General features: G+C 73.2%; 17 protein-coding genes. 13 read left to right on the top strand and 4 right to left on the bottom strand.

Annotated features, from left to right (window positions below; translation table 11 throughout):
* Window positions 1-159 precede the first annotated feature (159 nt).
* The 5 genes from H5V45_RS05120 to proB all read left to right on the top strand — a co-directional run bounded on the left by H5V45_RS05120 (window position 160) and on the right by proB (window position 7307).
* The gene (locus H5V45_RS05120) at window positions 160-3612 is read left to right on the top strand and encodes an Rne/Rng family ribonuclease (RefSeq protein WP_185251944.1); all 3453 of its coding nucleotides are present in this window, start codon (window positions 160-162) and stop codon (window positions 3610-3612) included.
* A 171-nt stretch (window positions 3613-3783) separates the two neighbouring features.
* Window positions 3784-4092 (top strand): 50S ribosomal protein L21, encoded by a 309-nt coding sequence (rplU, locus tag H5V45_RS05115; protein WP_185254476.1) that lies wholly within the window; start codon window positions 3784-3786, stop codon window positions 4090-4092.
* A gap of 48 nt (window positions 4093-4140) precedes the next feature.
* Window positions 4141-4395 carry a 50S ribosomal protein L27 gene (gene rpmA, locus H5V45_RS05110; protein WP_185251943.1) on the top strand — a complete coding sequence of 85 codons (255 nt, stop codon included), beginning with the start codon at window positions 4141-4143 and terminating at the stop codon, window positions 4393-4395.
* 222 nt (window positions 4396-4617) lie between these two features.
* Entirely contained in the window at window positions 4618-6153 is a 1536-nt protein-coding gene (gene obgE, locus H5V45_RS05105; protein WP_185251942.1) for a GTPase ObgE, read from the top strand.
* Window positions 6150-7307 carry a glutamate 5-kinase gene (proB, locus tag H5V45_RS05100; RefSeq protein WP_185251941.1) on the top strand — a complete coding sequence of 386 codons (1158 nt, stop codon included), beginning with the start codon at window positions 6150-6152 and terminating at the stop codon, window positions 7305-7307. The genes obgE and proB overlap by 4 nt, the downstream gene beginning before the upstream one ends.
* Before the next feature lie 6 nt (window positions 7308-7313).
* On the opposite strand, the gene H5V45_RS05095 is transcribed toward proB, so the two are convergent.
* Window positions 7314-7904: a GNAT family N-acetyltransferase gene (locus H5V45_RS05095; RefSeq protein WP_185251940.1), complete on the bottom strand. Its 591-nt coding sequence runs from the start codon at window positions 7902-7904 to the stop codon at window positions 7314-7316.
* 74 nt (window positions 7905-7978) lie between these two features.
* Here H5V45_RS05095 and H5V45_RS05090 point away from each other — a divergent pair, with 74 nt between their 5' ends.
* The 7 genes from H5V45_RS05090 to H5V45_RS05060 all read left to right on the top strand — a co-directional run bounded on the left by H5V45_RS05090 (window position 7979) and on the right by H5V45_RS05060 (window position 14813).
* Window positions 7979-8998: an endonuclease/exonuclease/phosphatase family protein gene (locus H5V45_RS05090; protein ID WP_185251939.1), complete on the top strand. Its 1020-nt coding sequence runs from the start codon at window positions 7979-7981 to the stop codon at window positions 8996-8998.
* A 52-nt stretch (window positions 8999-9050) separates the two neighbouring features.
* Window positions 9051-9515, top strand: a complete 465-nt coding sequence (locus H5V45_RS05085) for an SRPBCC family protein (RefSeq protein WP_185251938.1) — start codon at window positions 9051-9053, stop codon at window positions 9513-9515.
* Between the two features lie 99 nt (window positions 9516-9614).
* A complete protein-coding gene (locus tag H5V45_RS05080) occupies window positions 9615-10802 on the top strand; it encodes a cysteine desulfurase family protein (RefSeq protein ID WP_185251937.1) in 1188 nt (395 codons plus the stop codon).
* Between the two features lie 7 nt (window positions 10803-10809).
* Window positions 10810-11928 (top strand): tRNA 2-thiouridine(34) synthase MnmA, encoded by a 1119-nt coding sequence (gene mnmA, locus H5V45_RS05075; protein WP_185251936.1) that lies wholly within the window; start codon window positions 10810-10812, stop codon window positions 11926-11928.
* The gene (locus tag H5V45_RS05070) at window positions 11925-12932 is read left to right on the top strand and encodes a uroporphyrinogen decarboxylase/cobalamine-independent methonine synthase family protein (RefSeq protein ID WP_185251935.1); all 1008 of its coding nucleotides are present in this window, start codon (window positions 11925-11927) and stop codon (window positions 12930-12932) included. Before mnmA ends, H5V45_RS05070 begins: the two co-directional genes overlap by 4 nt.
* A 37-nt stretch (window positions 12933-12969) precedes the next feature.
* Window positions 12970-14139 carry a hypothetical protein gene (locus H5V45_RS05065; RefSeq protein ID WP_185251934.1) on the top strand — a complete coding sequence of 390 codons (1170 nt, stop codon included), beginning with the start codon at window positions 12970-12972 and terminating at the stop codon, window positions 14137-14139.
* A complete protein-coding gene (locus H5V45_RS05060) occupies window positions 14136-14813 on the top strand; it encodes a hypothetical protein (RefSeq protein WP_185251933.1) in 678 nt (225 codons plus the stop codon). The genes H5V45_RS05065 and H5V45_RS05060 overlap by 4 nt, the downstream gene beginning before the upstream one ends.
* 209 nt (window positions 14814-15022) lie before the next feature.
* On the opposite strand, the gene H5V45_RS05055 is transcribed toward H5V45_RS05060, so the two are convergent.
* The 3 genes from H5V45_RS05055 to H5V45_RS05045 form a co-directional block, all read right to left on the bottom strand.
* Window positions 15023-16666 carry an MFS transporter gene (locus H5V45_RS05055; protein WP_185251932.1) on the bottom strand — a complete coding sequence of 548 codons (1644 nt, stop codon included), beginning with the start codon at window positions 16664-16666 and terminating at the stop codon, window positions 15023-15025.
* Window positions 16659-17276: a TetR/AcrR family transcriptional regulator gene (locus tag H5V45_RS05050; RefSeq protein WP_185251931.1), complete on the bottom strand. Its 618-nt coding sequence runs from the start codon at window positions 17274-17276 to the stop codon at window positions 16659-16661. The genes H5V45_RS05055 and H5V45_RS05050 overlap by 8 nt, the downstream gene beginning before the upstream one ends.
* A gap of 186 nt (window positions 17277-17462) precedes the next feature.
* Window positions 17463-18101 (bottom strand): alpha/beta fold hydrolase, encoded by a 639-nt coding sequence (locus tag H5V45_RS05045; RefSeq protein ID WP_185251930.1) that lies wholly within the window; start codon window positions 18099-18101, stop codon window positions 17463-17465.
* A gap of 146 nt (window positions 18102-18247) precedes the next feature.
* On the opposite strand from H5V45_RS05045, the gene ligA reads away from it, so the two are divergent.
* Window positions 18248-20356 (top strand): NAD-dependent DNA ligase LigA, encoded by a 2109-nt coding sequence (gene ligA / locus H5V45_RS05040; protein ID WP_221633912.1) that lies wholly within the window; start codon window positions 18248-18250, stop codon window positions 20354-20356.
* The last annotated feature ends 10 nt before the right edge of the window (window positions 20357-20366 follow it).

Below are 20366 nucleotides of genomic sequence, written 5' to 3'. Positions count from 1 at the left end.
CGTGGGCTCGCTGACCGCGGCAGGTGACGGACTCGCCGCCAGTGACGCGCAGCGGAGACTGTCGCCGCCACCAGAAGGCTTTGCGTCGCCGGTCTTGAGTTCCCGGGTCTGCGACGTCGGACCGTCCGCCGCCCCGTGCGGCGGGCCGAGGAGCGCACCATGCTCGATGACAACCCGGTCGACGAATCGACCCCCACCACCGACTCACCGGACACCGCACCGGTGACCAGCGAGGCCCCGCCGGCCAAGAAGGCCGCCGCGAAGAAGACCGCTGCGAAGAAGGCCCCGGCGAAGAAGGCCGCCGCCAAGAAGGCCCCGGCGAAGAAGGCCGCCGCCAAGAAGGCCGCCGTCGCCGACGAGCCGCTGCCCGAGGTCGACGCCCCGGCCGCCGAGGCCCCCGCCGCGGACGCCGCGCCGGTCACCAAGGCCGTCAAGCGGGCCCCGGCGAAGCGCACCACCACGCGCAAGACCGCGGCCGCCAAGGCCGAGGCCCCGGCCGAGCAGACCGACACGACCGGCCAGCCGACCTCCGTCGAGGTCGCACCCGACGCCGTCGCGGCCCAGGTCCCGGCCGCCGCGACCGGCGAGGCCGCCGGCGCCCCGAGCGTGCTGTTCCAGGCTCCCGAGGTCACCACCCGCCCGGCCCGCCGCACCCGCAAGAAGGCGGCTGCGCCGGTCGAGGCCCCCGCCGACGCGACGGCCGACGAGACCGCCGCGGCCGAGGCTGCGTCGGACGAGACGCCTGCCGAGGCGCCCGCCGAGGAGACCAAGGCCCCGGCCCGCAAGCGCTCGCAGCCGCGCAAGCGCGCCGCCGCGAAGCCCGTCGAGGACGAGGAGGAGACGCCGGCCGAGGCCGCCGCCACCGACGACGCCCCGCAGGCCGACGCCGCGTCGGACGACACCGACGACGCCGACGGCACCGCGGACGACAGCGCGGACGACGCCGAGGGCGACAACGACAACGAGAGCGACGACAACGAGGGCGGCACCGGCCGCCGTCGCCGCCGTCGCGGGGGACGCCGCCGCCGCAAGTCCGGCGACGGCGACACCAACGACGACGACAACCGCCAGGACGGCCGGCAGGGCAACGGCGGCGGTCGCCAGGACGCCAAGCAGTCCGGCCAGGACGGCAAGCAGGACGCCAAGCAGGGCGGCAACCGCGGCGCCGAGGACAAGGACGCTGACGGCGACTCCGACGAGCCCGGGGGCGAGGGCTCGTCCCGTCGCCGCCGTCGCCGGCGCCGTACCGGTGACGACGACGGGGGCTCCGACGACCCGGAGAACACCACCACCCGCGTCCGCCGGCCGCGCAACGCCGAGGACGAGATCACCGCGATCTCCGGCTCGACCCGCCTCGAGGCCAAGAAGCAGCGCCGCCGCGACGGTCGCGAGGCGGGCCGCCGCCGCGCCCCGATCGTCAGCGAGGCGGAGTTCCTCGCCCGCCGCGAGGCCGTCGAGCGCGTCATGGTCATCCGCCAGCGCGAGGACCTGACCCAGATCGCCGTCCTCGAGGACAAGGTGCTCGTCGAGCACTACGTGGCCCGCGAGTCGCAGACGTCGATCATCGGCAACGTCTACCTCGGCCGCGTCCAGAACGTGCTGCCCTCCATGGAGGCGGCGTTCATCGACATCGGCAAGGGCCGCAACGCGGTGCTGTACGCCGGTGAGGTCAACTGGTCCGCGCTCGGCCACAAGGACGGCGCGCCCCGCAAGATCGAGTCGGTCCTCACCTCGGGCCAGCCGATCCTCGTGCAGGTCACCAAGGACCCGATCGGCCACAAGGGCGCCCGGCTCACCAGCCAGGTCAGCCTGGCCGGCCGCTTCCTGGTGTACGTGCCCGACGGCACCACCAGCGGCATCTCCCGCAAGCTGCCCGACACCGAGCGCCAGCGCCTCAAGACGCTGCTCAAGGAGATCGTCCCGGACACCGCGGGCGTCATCGTCCGCACCGCCGCCGAGGGCGCCAGCGAGGACGAGCTGACGCGCGACGTCGAGCGGCTCAAGGCGCGCTGGGAGGACATCGAGGGCAAGGTCAAGGGCAGCGCCCCGCAGCTGCTGTACGGCGAGCCGGACCTGACCCTCAAGGTCGTCCGCGACCTCTTCACCGAGGACTTCGCGAAGCTGGTCATCGAGGGCGAGGACGCCTGGGACACGGTCCAGAGCTACGTCCAGCACGTCGCGCCCGACCTCGAGGAGCGTCTCGAGCGCTACGACCGCGGCGCGAACAACGGCAAGGACAGCTTCGGCGCGTTCCGGATCGACGAGCAGATCGCCAAGGGCCTCGACCGCAAGGTCTGGCTGCCCTCCGGCGGCTCGCTGATCATCGACCGCACCGAGGCGATGACCGTCGTCGACGTCAACACCGGCAAGTTCACCGGCTCCGGGGGCAACCTCGAGGAGACCGTCACCAAGAACAACCTCGAGGCGGCCGAGGAGATGGTGCGCCAGCTCCGGCTCCGCGACATCGGCGGCATCATCGTCATCGACTTCATCGACATGGTCCTCGAGTCCAACCGCGACCTGGTGCTCCGGCGCCTCGTCGAGTGCCTGGGCCGCGACCGGACCCGTCACCAGGTCGCCGAGGTGACCTCGCTCGGCCTCGTGCAGATGACGCGCAAGCGGATCGGCACCGGGCTCGTGGAGTCCTTCAGCGAGAACTGCTCGCACTGCCAGGGCCGTGGCGTCGTCATCCAGGACACGCCCGTCGACCCGGGCCGGTCGGGCGACGACGACGGTGGCCGGCGCAGCGGCGGCGGACGCCGCAGCCGCGGCGGCCGTGGCGGCGACGACCAGGGCAACCAGGGCGGCCAGCAGGACCAGGGCTCGTCCGACAAGGGCGACCACCGCTCCGACAGCGGTCGCGGCGACAACGGCAACCGTGGCGGTCGCGACGGAGGCCGTGACGGTGGTCGCGACGGCGGCCGCGGTCGTGGCCGCGGTGGCGACCAGGAGCGCGGCTCGCAGGAGCGCGCCGACAGCCCCGCCGACAAGGGCGCGGTGCCCTCCCCGTCGTACGTCGCCTCGGTGGCGAAGCCGGAGAACGCCGACAAGGCGCGCCCGGTCGACGAGGCCCCGGCCGACAGCACCCCCGTGGCCCCGCCCTCCGAGGCGCCCGAGACCCTGACCGAGGCTCCCGCCGCGGCCGCCCCGGTGAGGCAGGAGGCCGCCCCGGCCGCCGAGCCGTCCCCGGAGGCCGGCAGCGCGAGCGAGCCGCCGAAGGTCGTGACCCGCTCGCGGCGCCGCAGCGCCAGCCGCCCGACGACGACCACCACCTCGCCGGCGGAGCCGATGACCGTCAGCGTGCCGGTGGCCGAGCCGGCCCCGGTGGCGCCCGAGCCCGTCGCCCCGGCGACGGCGCCCGAGCCGCCCAAGGTCATCACCCGGACCCGCGGCCGCAGCGCGAGCCGTCCGGCCGGACCGCCCGCGAGCACTCCCGAGGCCAGCGCCTCGACCGGTGCAGCGACCAGCGCGGCGACCACGGGCACCGTGGGCGCCCCGCCGGTGTCCGGCACCGTCGAGCCCGGCACCGCGGTGCACGAGCCCGGCGACAACGGCGAGGGCCACCCCGTGGGCCACGTCCCGATCAAGAAGAAGGGCTCGCGCAAGCGCTGAGCTCCCCGGACCGGCGCCCCCGGACACCGTTTTGCGGTGGGGGCGCCGGATCCGTAGTATTGACCCTCGGTGCGCGGACACGCGCGCCTCCTGCAGTGCATCCGGCCCCGAGAAGGGGTTTCAGGCGTGCCGCAGACCCGGACGTTGAACGCAAAGATGAAGGAGACCGCGGTGTACGCGATCGTGCGCGCAGGCGCCAAGCAGCAGAAGGTTGCCGTGGGCGACGTCATCGAGATCGACAAGGTGACCACCGGGGTCGGCGAGACCATCACGCTTCCCGTGGTGCTGGCCGTCGACGGCGAGACCATCACCTCCGACGCGAAGGCGCTCGACAAGGCCTCCGTGACCGTCGAGGTGCTCGGTGCCACCAAGGGCCCCAAGATCATCATCCAGAAGTACAAGAACAAGACCGGTTACAAGAAGCGCCAGGGTCACCGCCAGAAGTACACCCAGGTCAAGGTCACCGACATCTCGCTCTGAGCCCCGGCTCGGATCTCGTCAGGCTCACAGCGAAGAAGGACTGAACTCATGGCTCACAAGAAGGGCGCCGCGTCCACCAAGAACGGGCGCGACTCGAACTCCCAGCGTCTCGGTGTCAAGCGGTACGGCGGTCAGCTGGTCAACGCCGGCGAGATCATCGTGCGCCAGCGCGGCACGCACTTCCACCCGGGCAGCGGCGTCGGCCGCGGCGGTGACGACACCCTGTTCGCGCTCGTCGGCGGTGCCGTCGAGTTCGGCACGCGTCGTGGTCGCCGGGTCGTCAACATCGTCCCGGGCGAGTGACCTGACGCTCCCTCAGCAGACTTCACACGAAGGGCGTCCCGTGATCGGGGCGCCTTTCGTGGTTTCGAGACGGTTGCTTCGCAACCTCCTCAACCACCGGGCGAGACGGTTGCTTCGCAACCTCCTCAACCACCGGGTGAGACGGTTGCTTCGCAACCTCCTCAACCACCGGGCGAGACGGTTGCCAGGCAACCACCTCCACCACCGAGAGTAGGAACCCCCATGGCTGTCCCGACCTTCGTCGACCAGGTCTCGCTGCACGTCGCCGCGGGCCGGGGCGGTCACGGTGTCGCGTCGGTGCACCGGGAGAAGTTCAAGCCCCTCGGCGGCCCCGACGGCGGCAACGGCGGCCCCGGCGGCTCGATCATCCTGCGGGTCGACCCCGACGTGACCACGCTGGTGGACTACCACCACAGCCCCAAGCGCAAGGCCGAGAACGGCGGGCACGGCGCGGGCTCGCACAAGAACGGCGCGCACGCCGCCGACCTCGTGCTGGCCGTCCCGGACGGCACGGTCGTCAAGGACGCCAAGGGCAACGTGCTGGCCGACCTGACCGGTGCCGGCACCGAGATGGTGATCGCCCAGGGCGGTCGCGGCGGGCTCGGCAACGCCGCCCTCGCGTCCTCCAAGCGCAAGGCCCCCGGCTTCGCGCTGCTCGGCGAGCCGGGCGACGAGCGGGAGATCCGCCTCGAGCTCAAGGTCGTCGCCGACATCGGCCTGGTCGGCTTCCCCAGCGCCGGCAAGTCCAGCCTGATCGCCGCGATGAGCCGGGCCCGTCCCAAGATCGCGGACTACCCCTTCACCACCCTCGTCCCGAACCTCGGCGTCGTCACGGCCGGTGAGACGACCTTCACCGTCGCCGACGTGCCCGGGCTGATCGAGGGCGCCAGCGAGGGGCGCGGCCTCGGCCACGACTTCCTGCGCCACATCGAGCGCTGCGCCGCCCTGGTCCACGTGCTCGACACCGCGACCATGGAGCCCGGCCGCAACCCCGCCGAGGACCTCGACATCATCGAGAACGAGCTCAGCCGGTACGGCGGCCTCGAGGACCGCCCCCGCCTGATCGCCCTCAACAAGATCGACGTCCCGGACGGCCGCGACATCTCCGACATGGTCATCGACGACCTGCGCGAGCGCGGCCTGACCGTCTTCCCCGTCTCCGCCGCCTCCGGCGAGGGGATGCGCGACCTGACCTTCGCGATGGCCGGCATCGTCGCGCGGGCGCGCGCCGAGAAGCCCGTCACCGAGGCCAAGCGGATCGTGCTCCGCCCGCCGTCGGCCGACGGCAGCGACGCCTTCACCGTCACCGAGACCGGCGAGGGCTGGCGGGTGCGCGGCGAGAAGCCCGAGCGCTGGATCCGCCAGACCGACTTCAGCAACGACGAGGCCGTCGGCTTCCTCTCCGACCGGCTCAACAAGCTCGGCGTCGAGGCCCGCCTCGTCCAGCTCGGCTGCCAGGAGGGCGACACCGTCCTCATCGGTGACCCGGACAACGCCGTCGTCTTCGACTTCAAGCCCGGGATCGACGCCGGCGCCGAGATGCTCGGCCGCCGTGGCGAGGACCAGCGCTTCGACGAGCAGCGCCCGGCCCACGGTCGTCGCAAGGCGATCCAGGAGGCCCTGCCCGACCGCGCCGAGAACGAGACCCGCGCCGACGTCGCCCGCCGCCTCGACAAGCCCGAGACCTACGGTCCCAAGGCGTACGTCGTCGGCTCGAGCAACGACCCCGACTGGGCCGAGAACGACCCCGACGCATGAGCCTGCCCGACGCCCCGTCCGAGGCCCCCGCGGGGAGCCGGTCGCCGCGCCCTGCGGTGACCGCCGCGCGGCGCGTCGTGGTCAAAGTCGGGTCGTCGTCGCTCACCACGGCCGCCGGGGGGATCGACCCGGACCGGGTCCGTGCCCTCGTCGACGCGCTCGGGGCGCTCCGGGCCCGCGGGGTCGAGGTCGTGCTCGTCTCGTCCGGCGCGATCGCGGCCGGGCTGCGCCCGCTCGGCCTCACCCGCCGTCCGCGGTCGCTGGCCGCCCAGCAGGCGGCCGCCTCGGTGGGCCAGGGGCTGCTCGTGCACCGCTACACCGAGGAGCTGGCGCGCCACGACGTCGTCGCCGGCCAGGTGCTGCTGACGCTGGACGACGTGACCCGGCGCTCGCACTACCGCAACGCCTCCCAGACCTTCGCCAAGCTCCTCGAGCTCGGCGTGCTCCCGATCGTCAACGAGAACGACACCGTCGCCACCACCGAGATCCGCTTCGGTGACAACGACCGGCTCGCCGCCCTCGTCGCCCACCTCGTGCACGCGGACCTGCTGGTGCTGCTGTCCGACGTCGACGGGCTGTACGACGCGGACCCGGCCGACCCCGCCAGCACCCTGATCAGCGACGTCACCGCGCTGGCCGACCTCGACGACGTACGCCTCGGCAGCACCGGCGCCGCGGGCGTCGGGACCGGCGGCATGCAGACCAAGGTCGACGCGGCGCGGATCGCCACCGGCGCCGGCATCCCCGTCGTCCTCACCGCCGCCGACCAGGCGCCGCAGGCCCTGGCGGGCGAGCAGGTCGGCACCCTCTTCCACGCGACCGGCCGCCGGCGCCCCACGCGACTGCTGTGGCTGGCGCACGCGACCGAGTCCAAGGGAACCGTGCTGCTCGACCCCGGCGCCGTGCGGGCCGTCGTGGAGCGCCGGGCGTCGCTGCTGGCCGCGGGCGTCACCGGGGTGACCGGCACCTTCTCGGCCGGCGACCCCGTCGACCTGGCCGGCCCGGACGGCGTCCCCGTCGCCCGCGGTCTGGTGAACTTCGACGCCGAGGAGATCCCCGGGCTCGTCGGCAAGAACTCCCACGACCTCAAGCGCGAGCTCGGGGCGGCGTACGAGCGCGAGGTCGTGCACCGCGACGACCTCGTCCTGCTCTGAGGCCCCTCAGGACCCGTCGAACCGGTGCCGCACCACCCGGCGGCGCAGGGTGGGGGAGGCGACGACCTCGAACCCCGCGTCGAGGAAGACCTGCAGCAGCCCGACCGACGCCTCGTCCCAGATGACCGTCCGGCCGGGCGCGGGCTCGGTGGGGTAGCCCTCGAGGACGTGGGCACCGGCCTGCCGGGCGTGGGTCACCGCCGCTGCGGCCAGCTCGTAGGTCAGGCCCTGGCGCCGGAAGCCCGGGCGGACCACGAAGCACGTGACCGACCAGACGCCCGCGAGCTCGGGGTCGCGGCGCATCCAGTCCTTCTTGCGGCTCCACACGCGGGGGTAGTTCTCCCGCGGCTCGACCGCGACCCACCCGGCCGGCTCGCCGTCGACGTACCCCACCAGGCCGGACGTCGGCCCGTCGGTGCCGCACGCGGTCTGCTCGACGAGGGCGGCCTCGCGCTGCTCCTGGGTGGTGTCGCTCCAGATCCACCCGGCGCACTTGAGCGCCTGGCAGCGGCACTTGCGGGCGCCGCCGGTGCCGAGGACCGCCTCGACGTCCTCGGGTGCTGCCTCGTTGGCCGGTCGCCAGGTGAACTCGGGCACGCCGCAGCGTAGACCGCAGCGCCCGGGAGGTGCTGGACGTCCGGGACCTCGCTCGCGTCGCTAGATTGGCGCCCATGCGAGCGCGGGGGGTGGTCCTGGGGCTCGCGGCGCTCGTGGTCCTCGCCCCGGCCGCCTTCCTGACGGTGGTCCGCGCGACCGACCCGGGCTCCGGGCGGCTGATCCGGGCGGAGTCGTTCACGCCGCTGGCGCTCCCGGCGTACGCCGTGGTGCTGGTCGTCGCGCTTCTGGTGCTGGTGCTCGCCCGCCGGCGCGGTGGGGGACGCGGGCGTGGGGTCGCGGGGGCGGGTCCGGCGCTGGTCGCCCTGGTGGCGCTCGTCGGGCTGGTGCTGCACGCCGTGTGGTTCGCGCCGCGGCTGCTCGGGGCGAACCCGCCGCCGGCGGACGGCGCGCGGACGCTGGTCGTGATGACGGCCAACCTGTACGCCGGTCACGCCGACGGGATCGAGCTGGTGCGGACGGCCTCGGAGGAGGACGTCGACGTGCTGGTCGTCGAGGAGGTCACGACCGAGGAGCTGGCCGACATGGAGGCGGCGGGGCTCGCCGACCTCTTCCCGTTCCGCATCGGGGAGGCGCACGCGCTCGACGCGGACGGGACGATGGTCTTCTCGCGGACCCTGCTGGGCACCGCGGAGCCCGTCGACACCGGCCACGAGTCCTGGCTGGTCCGGGTCACCGACCCGGACGTCGGCGACGCGCTGACGCTGCTGGTGGTGCACCCCTACGCCCCGACGGAGCCCGCCCAGTGGCGCGCCGACCACGCGGCGATCCGGGCGGCGGTCGAGGACGCGGACCCGGACCTCGTGGTGGGGGACTTCAACGCCACTTTGGACCACCCGCCGATGCGGGCGCTCGGCGACCTCGGCCTGCGGTCGGTGGCCGAGCTGGCCAACGAGGGCTGGCAGCCGACCTGGCCCTCGAACGGCATCCGCGGGCTGCTCGGCGTCGGCCTGCCGCCCCTGGTGCAGATCGACCACGTCCTGGTCGGGCGGCGCCTCGCGGCGCTCGGCACGCACACCGTCGACGTCCCCGGCACCGACCACCGTGCCGTCGTGGCCGAGGTCGCCCGCAAGTGAGCCCGCCACGGTCGGCCTTGAGTTGGCGCCGATCGCGACGCAGGGTGGAGGCATGACCGACGACACGAAGATCCAGGTCCAGCGCACGATCGACGCCCCGTCCACCGCGGTGTTCGACGTCCTCTCCAACCCCGCCCGGCACACCGAGCTCGACGGCTCCGGCTTCGTCGTCAGCGACGAGAAGACCGACCGCATCACCGCCACCGGGCAGGTGTTCCGGATGAACATGACCGGCCCGCACATGGGTGGGGACTACCAGACCGACAACACGGTCACCGGCTACGACAAGAACCACCTGCTCGCCTGGCAGACCGCGCCGGCGGACACCGACCCGCCTGGCTGGGAGTGGGTCTGGCAGCTCGAGGCGCAGGGCACCGACGCCACGAACGTCACGCTGACCTACGACTGGAGCAAGGTCACCGACAAGGCGCTGCTGGAGAAGATCCCCTTCCCGCTCGTCCAGAAGTCCCAGCTCGAGGACTCGCTCGGCAACCTCGCGTCGGCCGTGTCCAGCTGATCGCTCGCTCACCCCGCACGCCACCGTCCCGTCCCGGCCCACCGCCGGGGCGGGACGATGCGCGTGGCGCGCGGGACACGCCGTACGCTGGTCGGTGCGATGAACACGCCTGACCGCACCGTCTACCTCGACCACGCCGCGACCACCCCGATGGTCCCCGCGGCGGTCGAGGCGATGACGGCCCACCTCCTCGACGTCGGCAACCCGAGCTCGTTGCACGCGTCCGGCCGCAAGGCCCGCCGGGTGGTCGAGGAGTCGCGCGAGACCATCGCCCAGGCGCTCAACTGCCGCCCCGGCGAGGTGGTCTTCACCTCCGGCGGCACCGAGGCCGACAACCTCGCCCTCAAGGGCATCTTCTGGTCGCGCCGGGCCGCGGACCCGCGCCGCACCCGCATCCTCTCCACCGCCGTCGAGCACCACGCCGTGCTGGACCCGCTGCACTGGCTGGCCACCGACGAGGGCGCCGACGTCGAGCTGCTGCCGGTCGACCGGCAGGGCCGCCTCGACCTGGACGCCTTCCGCGCCTCCGTCGAGCGCGACCCGGCGTCCGTCGCCCTGGTCTCGGTCATGTGGGCCAACAACGAGGTCGGCACCCTGCAGCCGGTCGCCGAGGTCGTCGCGCTCGCCGCCGAGCACGGCATCCCGGTCCACTCCGACGCCGTCCAGGCGCTCGGCTCCGTGCCGGTCGACTTCGCCGCCTCCGGCCTCGACGCGCTCACGGTGACCGGGCACAAGGTCGGCGGTCCGTACGGCGTCGGCGCCCTCGTCGTACGCCGCGAGGTCGCCGTCACCGCGCTCGCCCACGGCGGCGGGCAGGAGCGCGACATCCGCAGCGGCACCATCGACACCCCCGCCATCGCCGGCTTCGCCAAGGCCGTCGAGCTGAGCGTCAAGCAGCAGGCCGACCACGCCGAGCGGGTCGCCGCGCTGCGCGACGACCTCGTCGCCCGGGTCGTCGCCGCGGTCCCGGACGCCCACCTGCACGGCGCCGCGCTCGACCGCGACAGCCGGCTGCCCGGCAACGCCCACCTGGGCTTCCCCGACTGCGAGGGCGACTCGCTGCTGATGCTGCTCGACGCCCGCGGGATCGAGTGCTCGACCGGGTCGGCCTGCTCCGCCGGCGTACCCCAGCCCTCCCACGTCCTGCTCGCCATGGGCTGCACCGACGAGGCCGCGCGCCACTCGCTGCGCTTCTCGCTCGGCCACAGCTCGACGCAGGCCGACGTCGACGCGCTCGTGGAGGCGATCGCCCCGGTCGTCGACCGTGCGCGGACGTCACGACGGTGAGCGCCCGATGAAGGTCCTCGCCGCCATGTCCGGGGGCGTGGACTCCGCGGTCGCGGCGGCCCGCGCCGCCGAGGCCGGCCACGACGTCACCGGCATCCACCTGGCCCTCTCCCGCAACCCGCAGTCCTACCGTTCCGGCGCCCGCGGCTGCTGCACGATCGAGGACAGCAACGACGCGCGCCGTGCGGCCGACGTCATCGGCATCCCGTTCTACGTCTGGGACCTCAGCGAGCGCTTCCACGAGGACGTCGTCGAGGACTTCATGGACGAGTACGCCGCCGGGCGCACGCCCAACCCGTGCCTGCGGTGCAACGAGAAGATCAAGTTCGCCGCCGTCCTCGACCGCGCCCTCGGGCTCGGCTTCGACGCGGTCGCGACGGGGCACTACGCGCAGCTGCGCACCTGCGCGGACGGCCTGATCGAGATGCACCGGGCGGTCGACCACGGCAAGGACCAGTCCTACGTGCTGGGCGTCCTCGACCAGGGCCAGCTCGCGCACTCGTACTTCCCGCTCGGGGACTCCACCAAGACCGCCGTCCGCGCCGAGGCGGCGGAGCGCGGGCTGCTGGTCGCGGACAAGCCGGACAGCCACGACATCTGCTTCGTCGCCGACGGCGACAACGCCGGCTGGCTGAAGGAGAAGCTCGGCGACCGTGCCCCGAACCACGGCGGCCCGATCGTCGACGACTCCTCCGGCGAGGAGCTCGGACGCCACGAGGGGACCGTCGGCTTCACGATCGGCCAGCGCAAGGGCCTGCGGATCGGCACGCCCGCCCCCGACGGCAAGCCGCGCTTCGTGCTCGACATCGAGCCGGTCTCCGGCACCGTCACGGTCGGCCCGCGCGAGCGGCTCGCCGTCGACGGCCTCACGGGCATCCGGCCGCGCTGGTGCGGCACCGTGCCGGACCGGCTCGCCGGCCCGGGTGTCACCGTCCAGCTCCGCGCCCACGGCGACGAGCACCGCGCGGTGGTCGAGCGCCGGGGCGACGAGGTGACCGTGCACCTGCTCGACCCGGCGTACGGCATCGCGCCGGGGCAGGCCGCTGTGATCTACGACGGCACCCGCGTCGTCGGCTCGGCCACGATCTCGGCCACCGTGCGCGCCGCCGTGGGCGCGACCGCATGACGCTGGCCACCGGCATCGGGTCGATGCCCGGCGACGACGCCGACGCCTTCCTCCAGGCCACCCGCGTGGTCCTCGAGCGGCTGCCCGACCTGCCCCACCTCGTCGAGGTACCCGGTCGTGGCGCCACCGCCCAGATGACCGGCCGCGCGCTCGCCGTGGTCAGCGGTCTCGCGGCCGACCTGCAGCCCGCGGGCTGGCGGCTGACCGGGACCGGCGGCGGCTCCGGGGTCGACCACCGGCGCGCGCGGAGCCTGCTGGCGCAGGACCTCGACGTGCTGGAGGAGGAGACCGACGGCTACACCGGCGCCTTCAAGATCCAGGTGACCGGGCCGTGGACGCTGGCCTCCACCGTCGAGAAGCCGCGCGGCGACAAGGTCCTCAGCGACCACGGCGCCCGGCTCGACCTCGCCCAGGCGCTGGCCGAGGGCGTGCGCACCCACGTCCGTGACGTACGCCGACGGCTGCCCGGCGTCGACCGGCTGGTCGTCCAGGTGGACGAGCCCGGGCTCGCGTCCGTGCTGGGCGGGAAGGTCCCCACAGCGTCCGGCTGGGGCCGGCACCGCACCGTCCACCCGCCCGAGGCGTCCGACGCGCTCGGCTGGGTGCTGGGCGCGATCACCGACGAGGGCGCCGAGCCGTGGGTGCACAGCTGCGCGCCCGGCACGCCGCTCGCGCTGCTGCGGGGAGCCGGCGCCCGCGGTCTCGCGGTCGACGTCGCGCAGCTCGGCGCGGCCGACCACGACGTGCTCGCCGAGGCGCTCGAGGCCGGCGAGTCGGTCGTGCTCGGCGTCGTACCCTCCACCGATGCGGCCGGCGCCTCGATGCCCGGCGAGGGCCAGGTCGTCGAGGCGGTGACCCGGTGGCTCGACATGCTCGGTCTCGATCCGGCATCGATCGGCGGCTCGCTGGCGGTCAGCCCAACCTGCGGGTTGGCAGGGGCGTCAGAGAGGTGGAGCCGACGGGTGCTCGCCCTGCTGCGTGCCAGCGCGGCCGAGCTCACCTGAGGCGCCGACACCGACCGACGCCGACCCGGGGAGACCCATGCGACGCCTGACGACCCTGACCCTGCTGGGGGTGCTCGCCGTGGGCGGGGCCCTGAGCGCCTGCGGCACCGAGACCGGTGCCGGTGCCGGCCGCCCGGCCGGCGGGGAGGGGGACGTCCCGATCACGCCGGCCGCGATCGCCGCGGTCGCGGTCGACCACCTGCCCCGGAGCGCGTCGTCGATGGTGGCGTCGTACCGCGACCAGCGCTCGCCGAAGGGGTACGTCGGTGCCGACTTGCGCTACGGCGCCGACGGGGTGGACGACGGCGACCTGGTGCGCGTCTCGCTGCAGCCGCACCGTGACGAGCAGGTCTGCGGGAACACCTACGACGACGGCTGCGTCGAGCTGGACGGCGCACCGGCCGGCTCGCGGGTCTTCCTCACCTGGCAGGAGGTCGAGCCTGAGGAGGACCCCGGCATCGTCGTCGTGGTGCTGCAGCGGGCAGCCGAGGACGTGGTGGTCCTGACCGCCGGGCAGGAGATCGAGGGCGACCCGCGCGAGCAGGACCTCGCGGTGCCGGTCGAGGTCATGCAGGAGCTGGCGCAGGACGACCGCCTGCACCTGGCCGCGACCCAGGAGGTCGTCGACGCGGGGGAGTCCCTGGACGGGTTCGACCCCGGCGACTACGACCCGACGGCGTACGACCGGGTGCCGGCGACCGACGCCGCGCTCGCCGGGGTCTACGTCACCGGTCACGGCGGGTACCTCGCCTTCAGCGGCCAGCGCCCGTCGCCGCTGAAGGCGGACTTCGGCGACGGGGCGGTCGGCAGCCGTCTGGAGCGCGACCTCGGCGGCTACACCGCGACCATCGACGTCCTCGCCTCGCCGCAGCTGCCGGCCTGGATGAGCCGGGACGTCTGCGCGACGCCCCGCTTCGCCGGCCACTGCCGCGCGCTGCCGCCCGGTCCGAAGGGGGCGCGCTACCTGGCGTGGGAGCCCGGCGACGACGGGCAGGTCTGGGGGATCGCGGTGCGCCCGGACGAGGTCGTGGCGATCCACCAGAGTGGCTACCGCGTCTCCGAGCGTGCGTACGGTGTCGTGGTGAGGTCCGAGTGGTTCCTCGACCGCGGGCTGCTCAACCGGACCAGGACGCTGGGGCTCACGACCCAGCGCGAGCTGGTCGACTTCGACCTCGAGGCGCTGCAGGCGGAAGGATCCACGGAATGACCATCTTCTCGACCAGGTCCCGGCGGCGCTGGACTGTCGTCGTACCGCTCGTGGCGGCGGCCGCAGTCGCGCTCGCCGGCTGCGGGGAGGAGGGCCCTGGCGACGGCCCGGACCCCGCCGCCCACACGCTGCCGGAGAAGGCTGACCGGGTGCCGATCACGGACCGGGCCGTGGCGGCGATCGCCCTGGCGCACCTGTCCGACGACACGTCGAGCCGGGAGGGCACCTACACCGACGGGTCGGACCCGAAGGGGATCCGGTGGACCGACCTGCGCTACCGGGCGTCGCCCGGTGAGGACGGGGACCTGGTGCGCGTCGCGGTCTGGCCGGGACGCGAGGAGTACGTCCACTGCCAGAAGCAGGACGAGGGCTGCGAGGTGCTCGACACCGATGTCCCCGGCGGGCGCATCTACCTGCACTGGTCCGAGGTGACCGAGGAGGATCCCGGGTCGTTGTACGCCGTGCTGGAGCGGGCGGGCGAGTCGTCGTACATCCTGCAGTCGGGCGCCAAGATCACCGGCGACCCGCGCGAGATGGAGGACCTCGCCGTCACCGTTGACGACATGGTCGCCGTGCTCGAGGACCCGTGGCTGCGGGTGCGGACCAGTCCTGACGCGGTGGCCGCGGGAGAGGACGTCAGCGACTGGACCCCGCGGCCGTCGTACTCGAAGTAGGGCGGCGCCGGTCCGTCGGCGCCGGCGTCTTTCGGCCTGGTATTCGCCGGGTCCCGGCCCAACCTTTCGGGGAAAGCTGTCACTTTCCGGGTATTGCAACACCCGGAAAGCGCCAAATTCCCCGGATATCCGGGGAAACCGACAGCCCCCGCACGCAGCCGGGCCCGGCCACCAAGAGGTGACCGGGCCCGGCGTTGCGTCGTACGCCGTCAGCCGACGTGAACGGGGGCACCCTCGGGGCCGTCGGTGGCCAGCTCGGTGTGCTTGACGTCCAGGAAGGCCCAGACGACCGCGGAGGCCAGCAGGATCATCACCGCCCCCACGAGGAACGCGTGGGTGGCGCCGGTGGTGAACGTCGACTGGAAGGACGCCGCCTGGATGAAGTTCAGCGACGAGCCCGGGATCGGCGCGGTGGGGTCGACGCCGGCCGACTTGGTCGCGGCCAGCAGCGCCGGCGAGACCTGGTCGACGCGGCTGTTCACGTAGTGCAGCGAGACCGTGCTGAGCGTGGCCAGGCCGAGCGCGCCGCCGACCTGCTGCATCGTATTGAGGACGCCCGAGCCGATGCCGGAGTCCTCGGCGCGCACATGGTGCACGGCCGTCAACGTCAGCGGGACGAAGACCAGGCCCATGCCGAACGACATCATCACGATGAACGGCAGGATCGAGGTCCAGTAGTTCACGTCCGCACCGGCCGTGACGCCCTTGGCGAGCGACGCGACGACCGAGGTCGGGGAGTCGTCGATCGAGAGGCGCGAGAAGCCGAAGAGCGCGCCGGCGGCGAACAGCGTGCCGATGCCGGCGATGAAGCGCGGGTCGACCCGGCTGACGAGGTTCGACGAGACGCCGGCACCGAGGACGATCCCGACCGAGAACGGCAGGAACGCGAAGCCGGTGCGCAGCGGGCTGTAGCCCACGAGCTGCTGGATGAAGAGGCTCAGGAAGAAGAACATCGCGAACATCGCGGCCGGCACCAGCATCATCACGACGAAGCTGGCGGCCCGGGTGCGGTTCTGGAAGATCCGGACCGGGAGCAGCGGGTGCTCCACCTTGGACTCGATGACGGCGAAGAGCACCAGCAGGGCGATGCCGGCGCCGAGCGCGGCGAAGGTCCAGCCGTCCCAGCCGTGCGCGGCCTGGCCGGCACGGGAGAGGCCGTAGACCACGCCGAGCAGGCCGAAGGTGCCGGTGACGGCGCCGGGGATGTCGAGCTGGCCGGGGTGCGACTCGGACTCGGCCAGGACGCGCGGCGCGAGGGCGGCGGCGATCAGGCCGATCGGGACGTTGATGAGGAAGGTCAGGCGCCAGCCGCTCATGTCGAGGCCGAAGACGCTGTCGAGCCCGGTGAGCCAGCCACCGAGGATCAGGCCGACGGCCGCGCCGGCACCGGACATCGCGGCGTAGATCGCGAACGCGCGGTTGCGCTGCGGGCCGGCCGGGAAGGTCGTGGTGATCAGCGCCAAGGCGGCGGGGGAGGCCAGTGCGGCACCGAAGCCCTGCAGGCCACGGGCGCCGAGCAGCAGCGTCTCGGAGGTGGCGAGGCCACCGAGCAGCGAGGCGATCGCGAAGGTCGCCAGGCCGATCATGAACACCTTGCGGCGGCCGTAGAGGTCACCGAGGCGGCCGCCGAGCAGCAGCAGTCCACCGAAGGACAGGGCGTAGCCGGTGACGATCCAGGTCAGGTTGGCCTGGCTGATGTCGAGGTCCTGGCCGATGAACGGCAGGGCGATGTTGGCGATGGTCGCGTCGAGCACGACCATCAGCTGGGCGATCGAGATGAGCACGAGCGCCCACCCGAGGTGCTTGGTGGTGCCGGTGCCCGGGGCCTCGGCCTCGGTCTGGAGGTCAGCCATGGTGGGTTCCTTCGGTGGTCGGAGTGGTGGCTGCGGGGATGATGATCTGGTCGATCACGCGGGTGATCAGCGCCTCGTCCGGGAGGTCGCCGATGAGATACATGCGGTGCAGGACGATCCCGGCCAGCGCGGGCGCCAGCAGCTCGAGGTCGACGTGGTCGGGGATCTCGCCGCGGGCCTTGGCCCGGACGAAGATCGTGTGCGCGACCTCGGCCTTGGGGCCGATGACCTCGCGGCGGAAGGCCGCGGCGAAGTCCTGGTCGCGGGTGATCGCGGTGAGCACGCTGGCGAAGGTGGCCACCGACTGCTCGTCGGTCAGCCCGCCCATCCCGCAGAACGACGCGATCAGGTCCTCGCGCAGGCTGCCGGTGTCGGGCAGCGTCGGCGCGCTCTTCACGGAGAGCAGCGCGTCGATGACGAGGCTGACCTTGCCGTTCCAGCGGCGGTAGAGCGTCGCCTTGGAGGCCTTGGCCCGGGTGGCGACGGCGTCCATGGTGAGCCGGTCGTACCCGACGTCCGCCAGCACCTCGAGGGTCGCGTCGAGGATCTCCTGCTCGCGGTCGCCCTCGACCCGCGGACGGGTCAGGGCGGTCTCGGAGCTGGGGGTCATGGGGTCCTCGCTGGTCTGTTACACAGATGAAACGAAACGGTTTCGTTTCATCCGGAACAGAGTAGGCGCGGCACCCATTCCGCCCAAATCGACATTTCTGCGCTGGTCTGGACCAGTCGGCCCAGGGGTGCTGGTGTCACGGAACTGGCGCTCCTGTCATGGAGCTCCATGACAGGAGCGCCAGTTTCACCGGGTACCCGGTGAAACCGCCCCACCCTCGAGCAGGTGCAGCGCCCCCTGCACAGCCAGGTCGTTCCACGCCCACGGCCGCTTGAACATGTAGTGCCCGACCCGTCCCATGTCGTGCAGGTCGGCCCGGCCGCCGGCGGCGCGGAGACGGTCGACGTACGCCGCGGTGGCGCGGGCGGAGGTGATGTGGTCGCTGCGGCCGTGGCCGGCGACCAGGGGAGTGCCCACGAGGGCGTCGAGCGGCTCGCCCGGCGGGAACCACGGCGCCAGTGCGACGACGCCGACGACCGACGGGTCGTCGGCGACGTGCACGGCGGTGCGGGCCCCCATCGAGTGCCCGAGGAGTACGACGGGCAGGTCGCCCAGCTCGCGTCGTACCTCCTCGAGCGCCCAGCGGGCGTCCGCGATCGGGCCGGAACCCCCGTTCCAGCCGCGCTGCCGGTACCCGAGCAGCCACGTGCTCACCCCGGCGGTGTGGACGCGCGGGGTGATCGTGCGCTGCATGCGCGCCGACCGGCGCCACGACGCACTGCGGCCGTCGACGACCTGCGTCGACGCCTCCTTGCCGCCGTGCAGCATGAGCACCAGCCCGACGGGAGGGGTGGGGGTGTCGAGCCGGGTCAGGTGCGGACGCACCTGAACTCCCCTCTCCGGCTGCACCCTCGTCTCCTCGTCGCGCTCGGTCCCTGGCATCACGTGGCGTGTTCGGAGCCGCGCACGGGTCGGATTGGCGGAGGTGGGGAACGTCACGGTTGTCGGTGGGAGACGGCAGAATGCGGGGCATGAGCACGACGGTGGAGCCCGGGTCCGATCTCTGGCTGGAGAAGCGCAACGAGCACCGGCTGCTGGCCGAGCAGGTCGAGGAGGCGCGCTGGCGCTACTACGTCCTCGACGACCCGACGCTCTCGGACGCCGACTTCGACCAGCGGATGCGCCGCCTCGAGGAGCTCGAGGCCGAGGTGCCGGAGCTCCGCACGCCGGACTCGCCGACGCAGAAGGTCGGCGGGGCGGTCTCGACGGAGTTCACAGCGGTCGACCACCTCCAGCGCATGGAGAGCCTCGACAACGCCTTCTCGTACGACGAGCTGGCGGCCTGGCACACCCGGCTGACCCGCGACGGCGTGACCGACCCGGCGCTGCTGTGCGAGCTCAAGGTCGACGGTCTCGCGATCAACCTGCTCTACGAGGACGGCCGCCTGGTCCGGGCGCTGACCCGCGGGGACGGGCGCACGGGCGAGGACGTGACGCCCAACGTCAAGACCATCGCGTCGGTCCCGCACCGGCTGCAGGAGTCCGACGAGTTCCCCGTCCCGGCGCTGCTCGAGGTGCGCGGCGAGGTGTTCCTGCCCGTGCAGGCCTTCGAGCGGCTCAACGAGTCGATGACCGACGCGGGCAAGCCGGTCTTCGCCAACCCCCGCAACGCCGCCGCCGGCTCGCTGCGCCAGAAGGACCCGCGGGTCACCGCGACCCGCGACCTTGGGATGGTCTGCCACGGCATCGGTGCCCGGGAGGGCTTCGAGCCGAAGGCCCAGTCGCACGCCTACGAGGCCCTGGCGGCCTGGGGCCTGCCCACCTCGGACCAGGTCCGGGTGCTGGCGACGCTGGAGGAGGTCCAGGGCTTCGTCGAGAACGCCGGCGAGCACCGGCACTCGCTGGTGCCCTACGAGATCGACGGCGTCGTGGTGAAGGTCGACGACGTCTCGCTGCAGCGGCGGCTCGGCTCGACGTCGCGGGCGCCGCGGTGGGCGATCGCCTTCAAGTACCCCCCCGAGGAGGTCAACGCCCGCCTGCTCGAGATCCGGGTCAACGTCGGCCGGACCGGCCGCGTGACGCCGTACGGCGTGATGGAGCCGACCCGCGTCGCCGGCTCGACCGTGGAGATGGCGACGCTGCACAACGCGCACGACGTCAAGCGCAAGGACGTCCGCCCGGGCAACCCGGGGGACACGGTGATCCTGCGCAAGGCCGGCGACGTGATCCCCGAGATCGTGGGGCCGGTGCTCGCGCTGCGGCCGAAGGGCCTGCGGCCCTGGCGGATGCCGACGAAGTGCCCGTCCTGCCGGACGCCGCTGGCCCAGCAGAAGGAGGGCGACAAGGACCTGCGCTGCCCCAACCACGAGAAGTGCCCTGCGCAGGTGCGCGAGCGGGTCTTCCACGTGGCCGGGCGCGGGGCCTTCGACATCGAGGGGCTCGGCTACGAAGCGGCCGTCGCGCTGCTCGACGCCGGCGTGATCACCAACGAGGGCGACGTCTTCGACCTGGACGCCTCGAAGCTGCTCGCGACCGAGCTGTTCACCCGGGCGGCGAAGAAGGGCGAGGAGGGCGACCGCGTCCTCAGTGCCAACGGCCAGCGTCTGCTCGACAACCTCGGCAAGGCCAAGGACGTCCCGCTCTGGCGGGTGCTCGTGGGGCTCTCGATCCGGCACGTCGGCCCGACCGCGGCCCGCGCGCTGGCGACCGAGTTCGGCTCGATGGACGCGATCCGTGCCGCGACCGAGGAGCAGCTCGCCGCTGCCGAGGGCGTCGGCCCGACGATCGCCGCCGCCGTCATCGAGTGGTTCTCCGTCGCGTGGCACCGCGCGATCGTCGACGCGTGGGTGCTGGCCGGCGTCACGATGGCCGACGAGCGCGACGAGTCGACCCCGCGGACCCTCGAGGGGCTGACGATCGTGGTGACCGGCTCGCTGGTCGACTACAGCCGCGACTCGGCCAAGGAGGCGATCCTGGCCCGGGGCGGCAAGGCGGCCGGCTCGGTGTCGAAGAAGACCGACTACGTCGTCGTCGGGGAGAGCGCCGGCTCGAAGGCCGACAAGGCCGAGCAGCTCGGCGTCCCGATCCTCGACGAGGCCGGCTTCACACTGCTGCTCGCGTCGGGCCCCGACGCCCTCTGACGCCGCGCGG

Origin of the sequence: Nocardioides luti (assembly GCF_014212315.1) — a bacterium.
Taxonomy (GTDB): domain Bacteria; phylum Actinomycetota; class Actinomycetes; order Propionibacteriales; family Nocardioidaceae; genus Nocardioides; species Nocardioides luti.
This window is presented reverse-complemented; position numbering and strand designations above follow the sequence as displayed.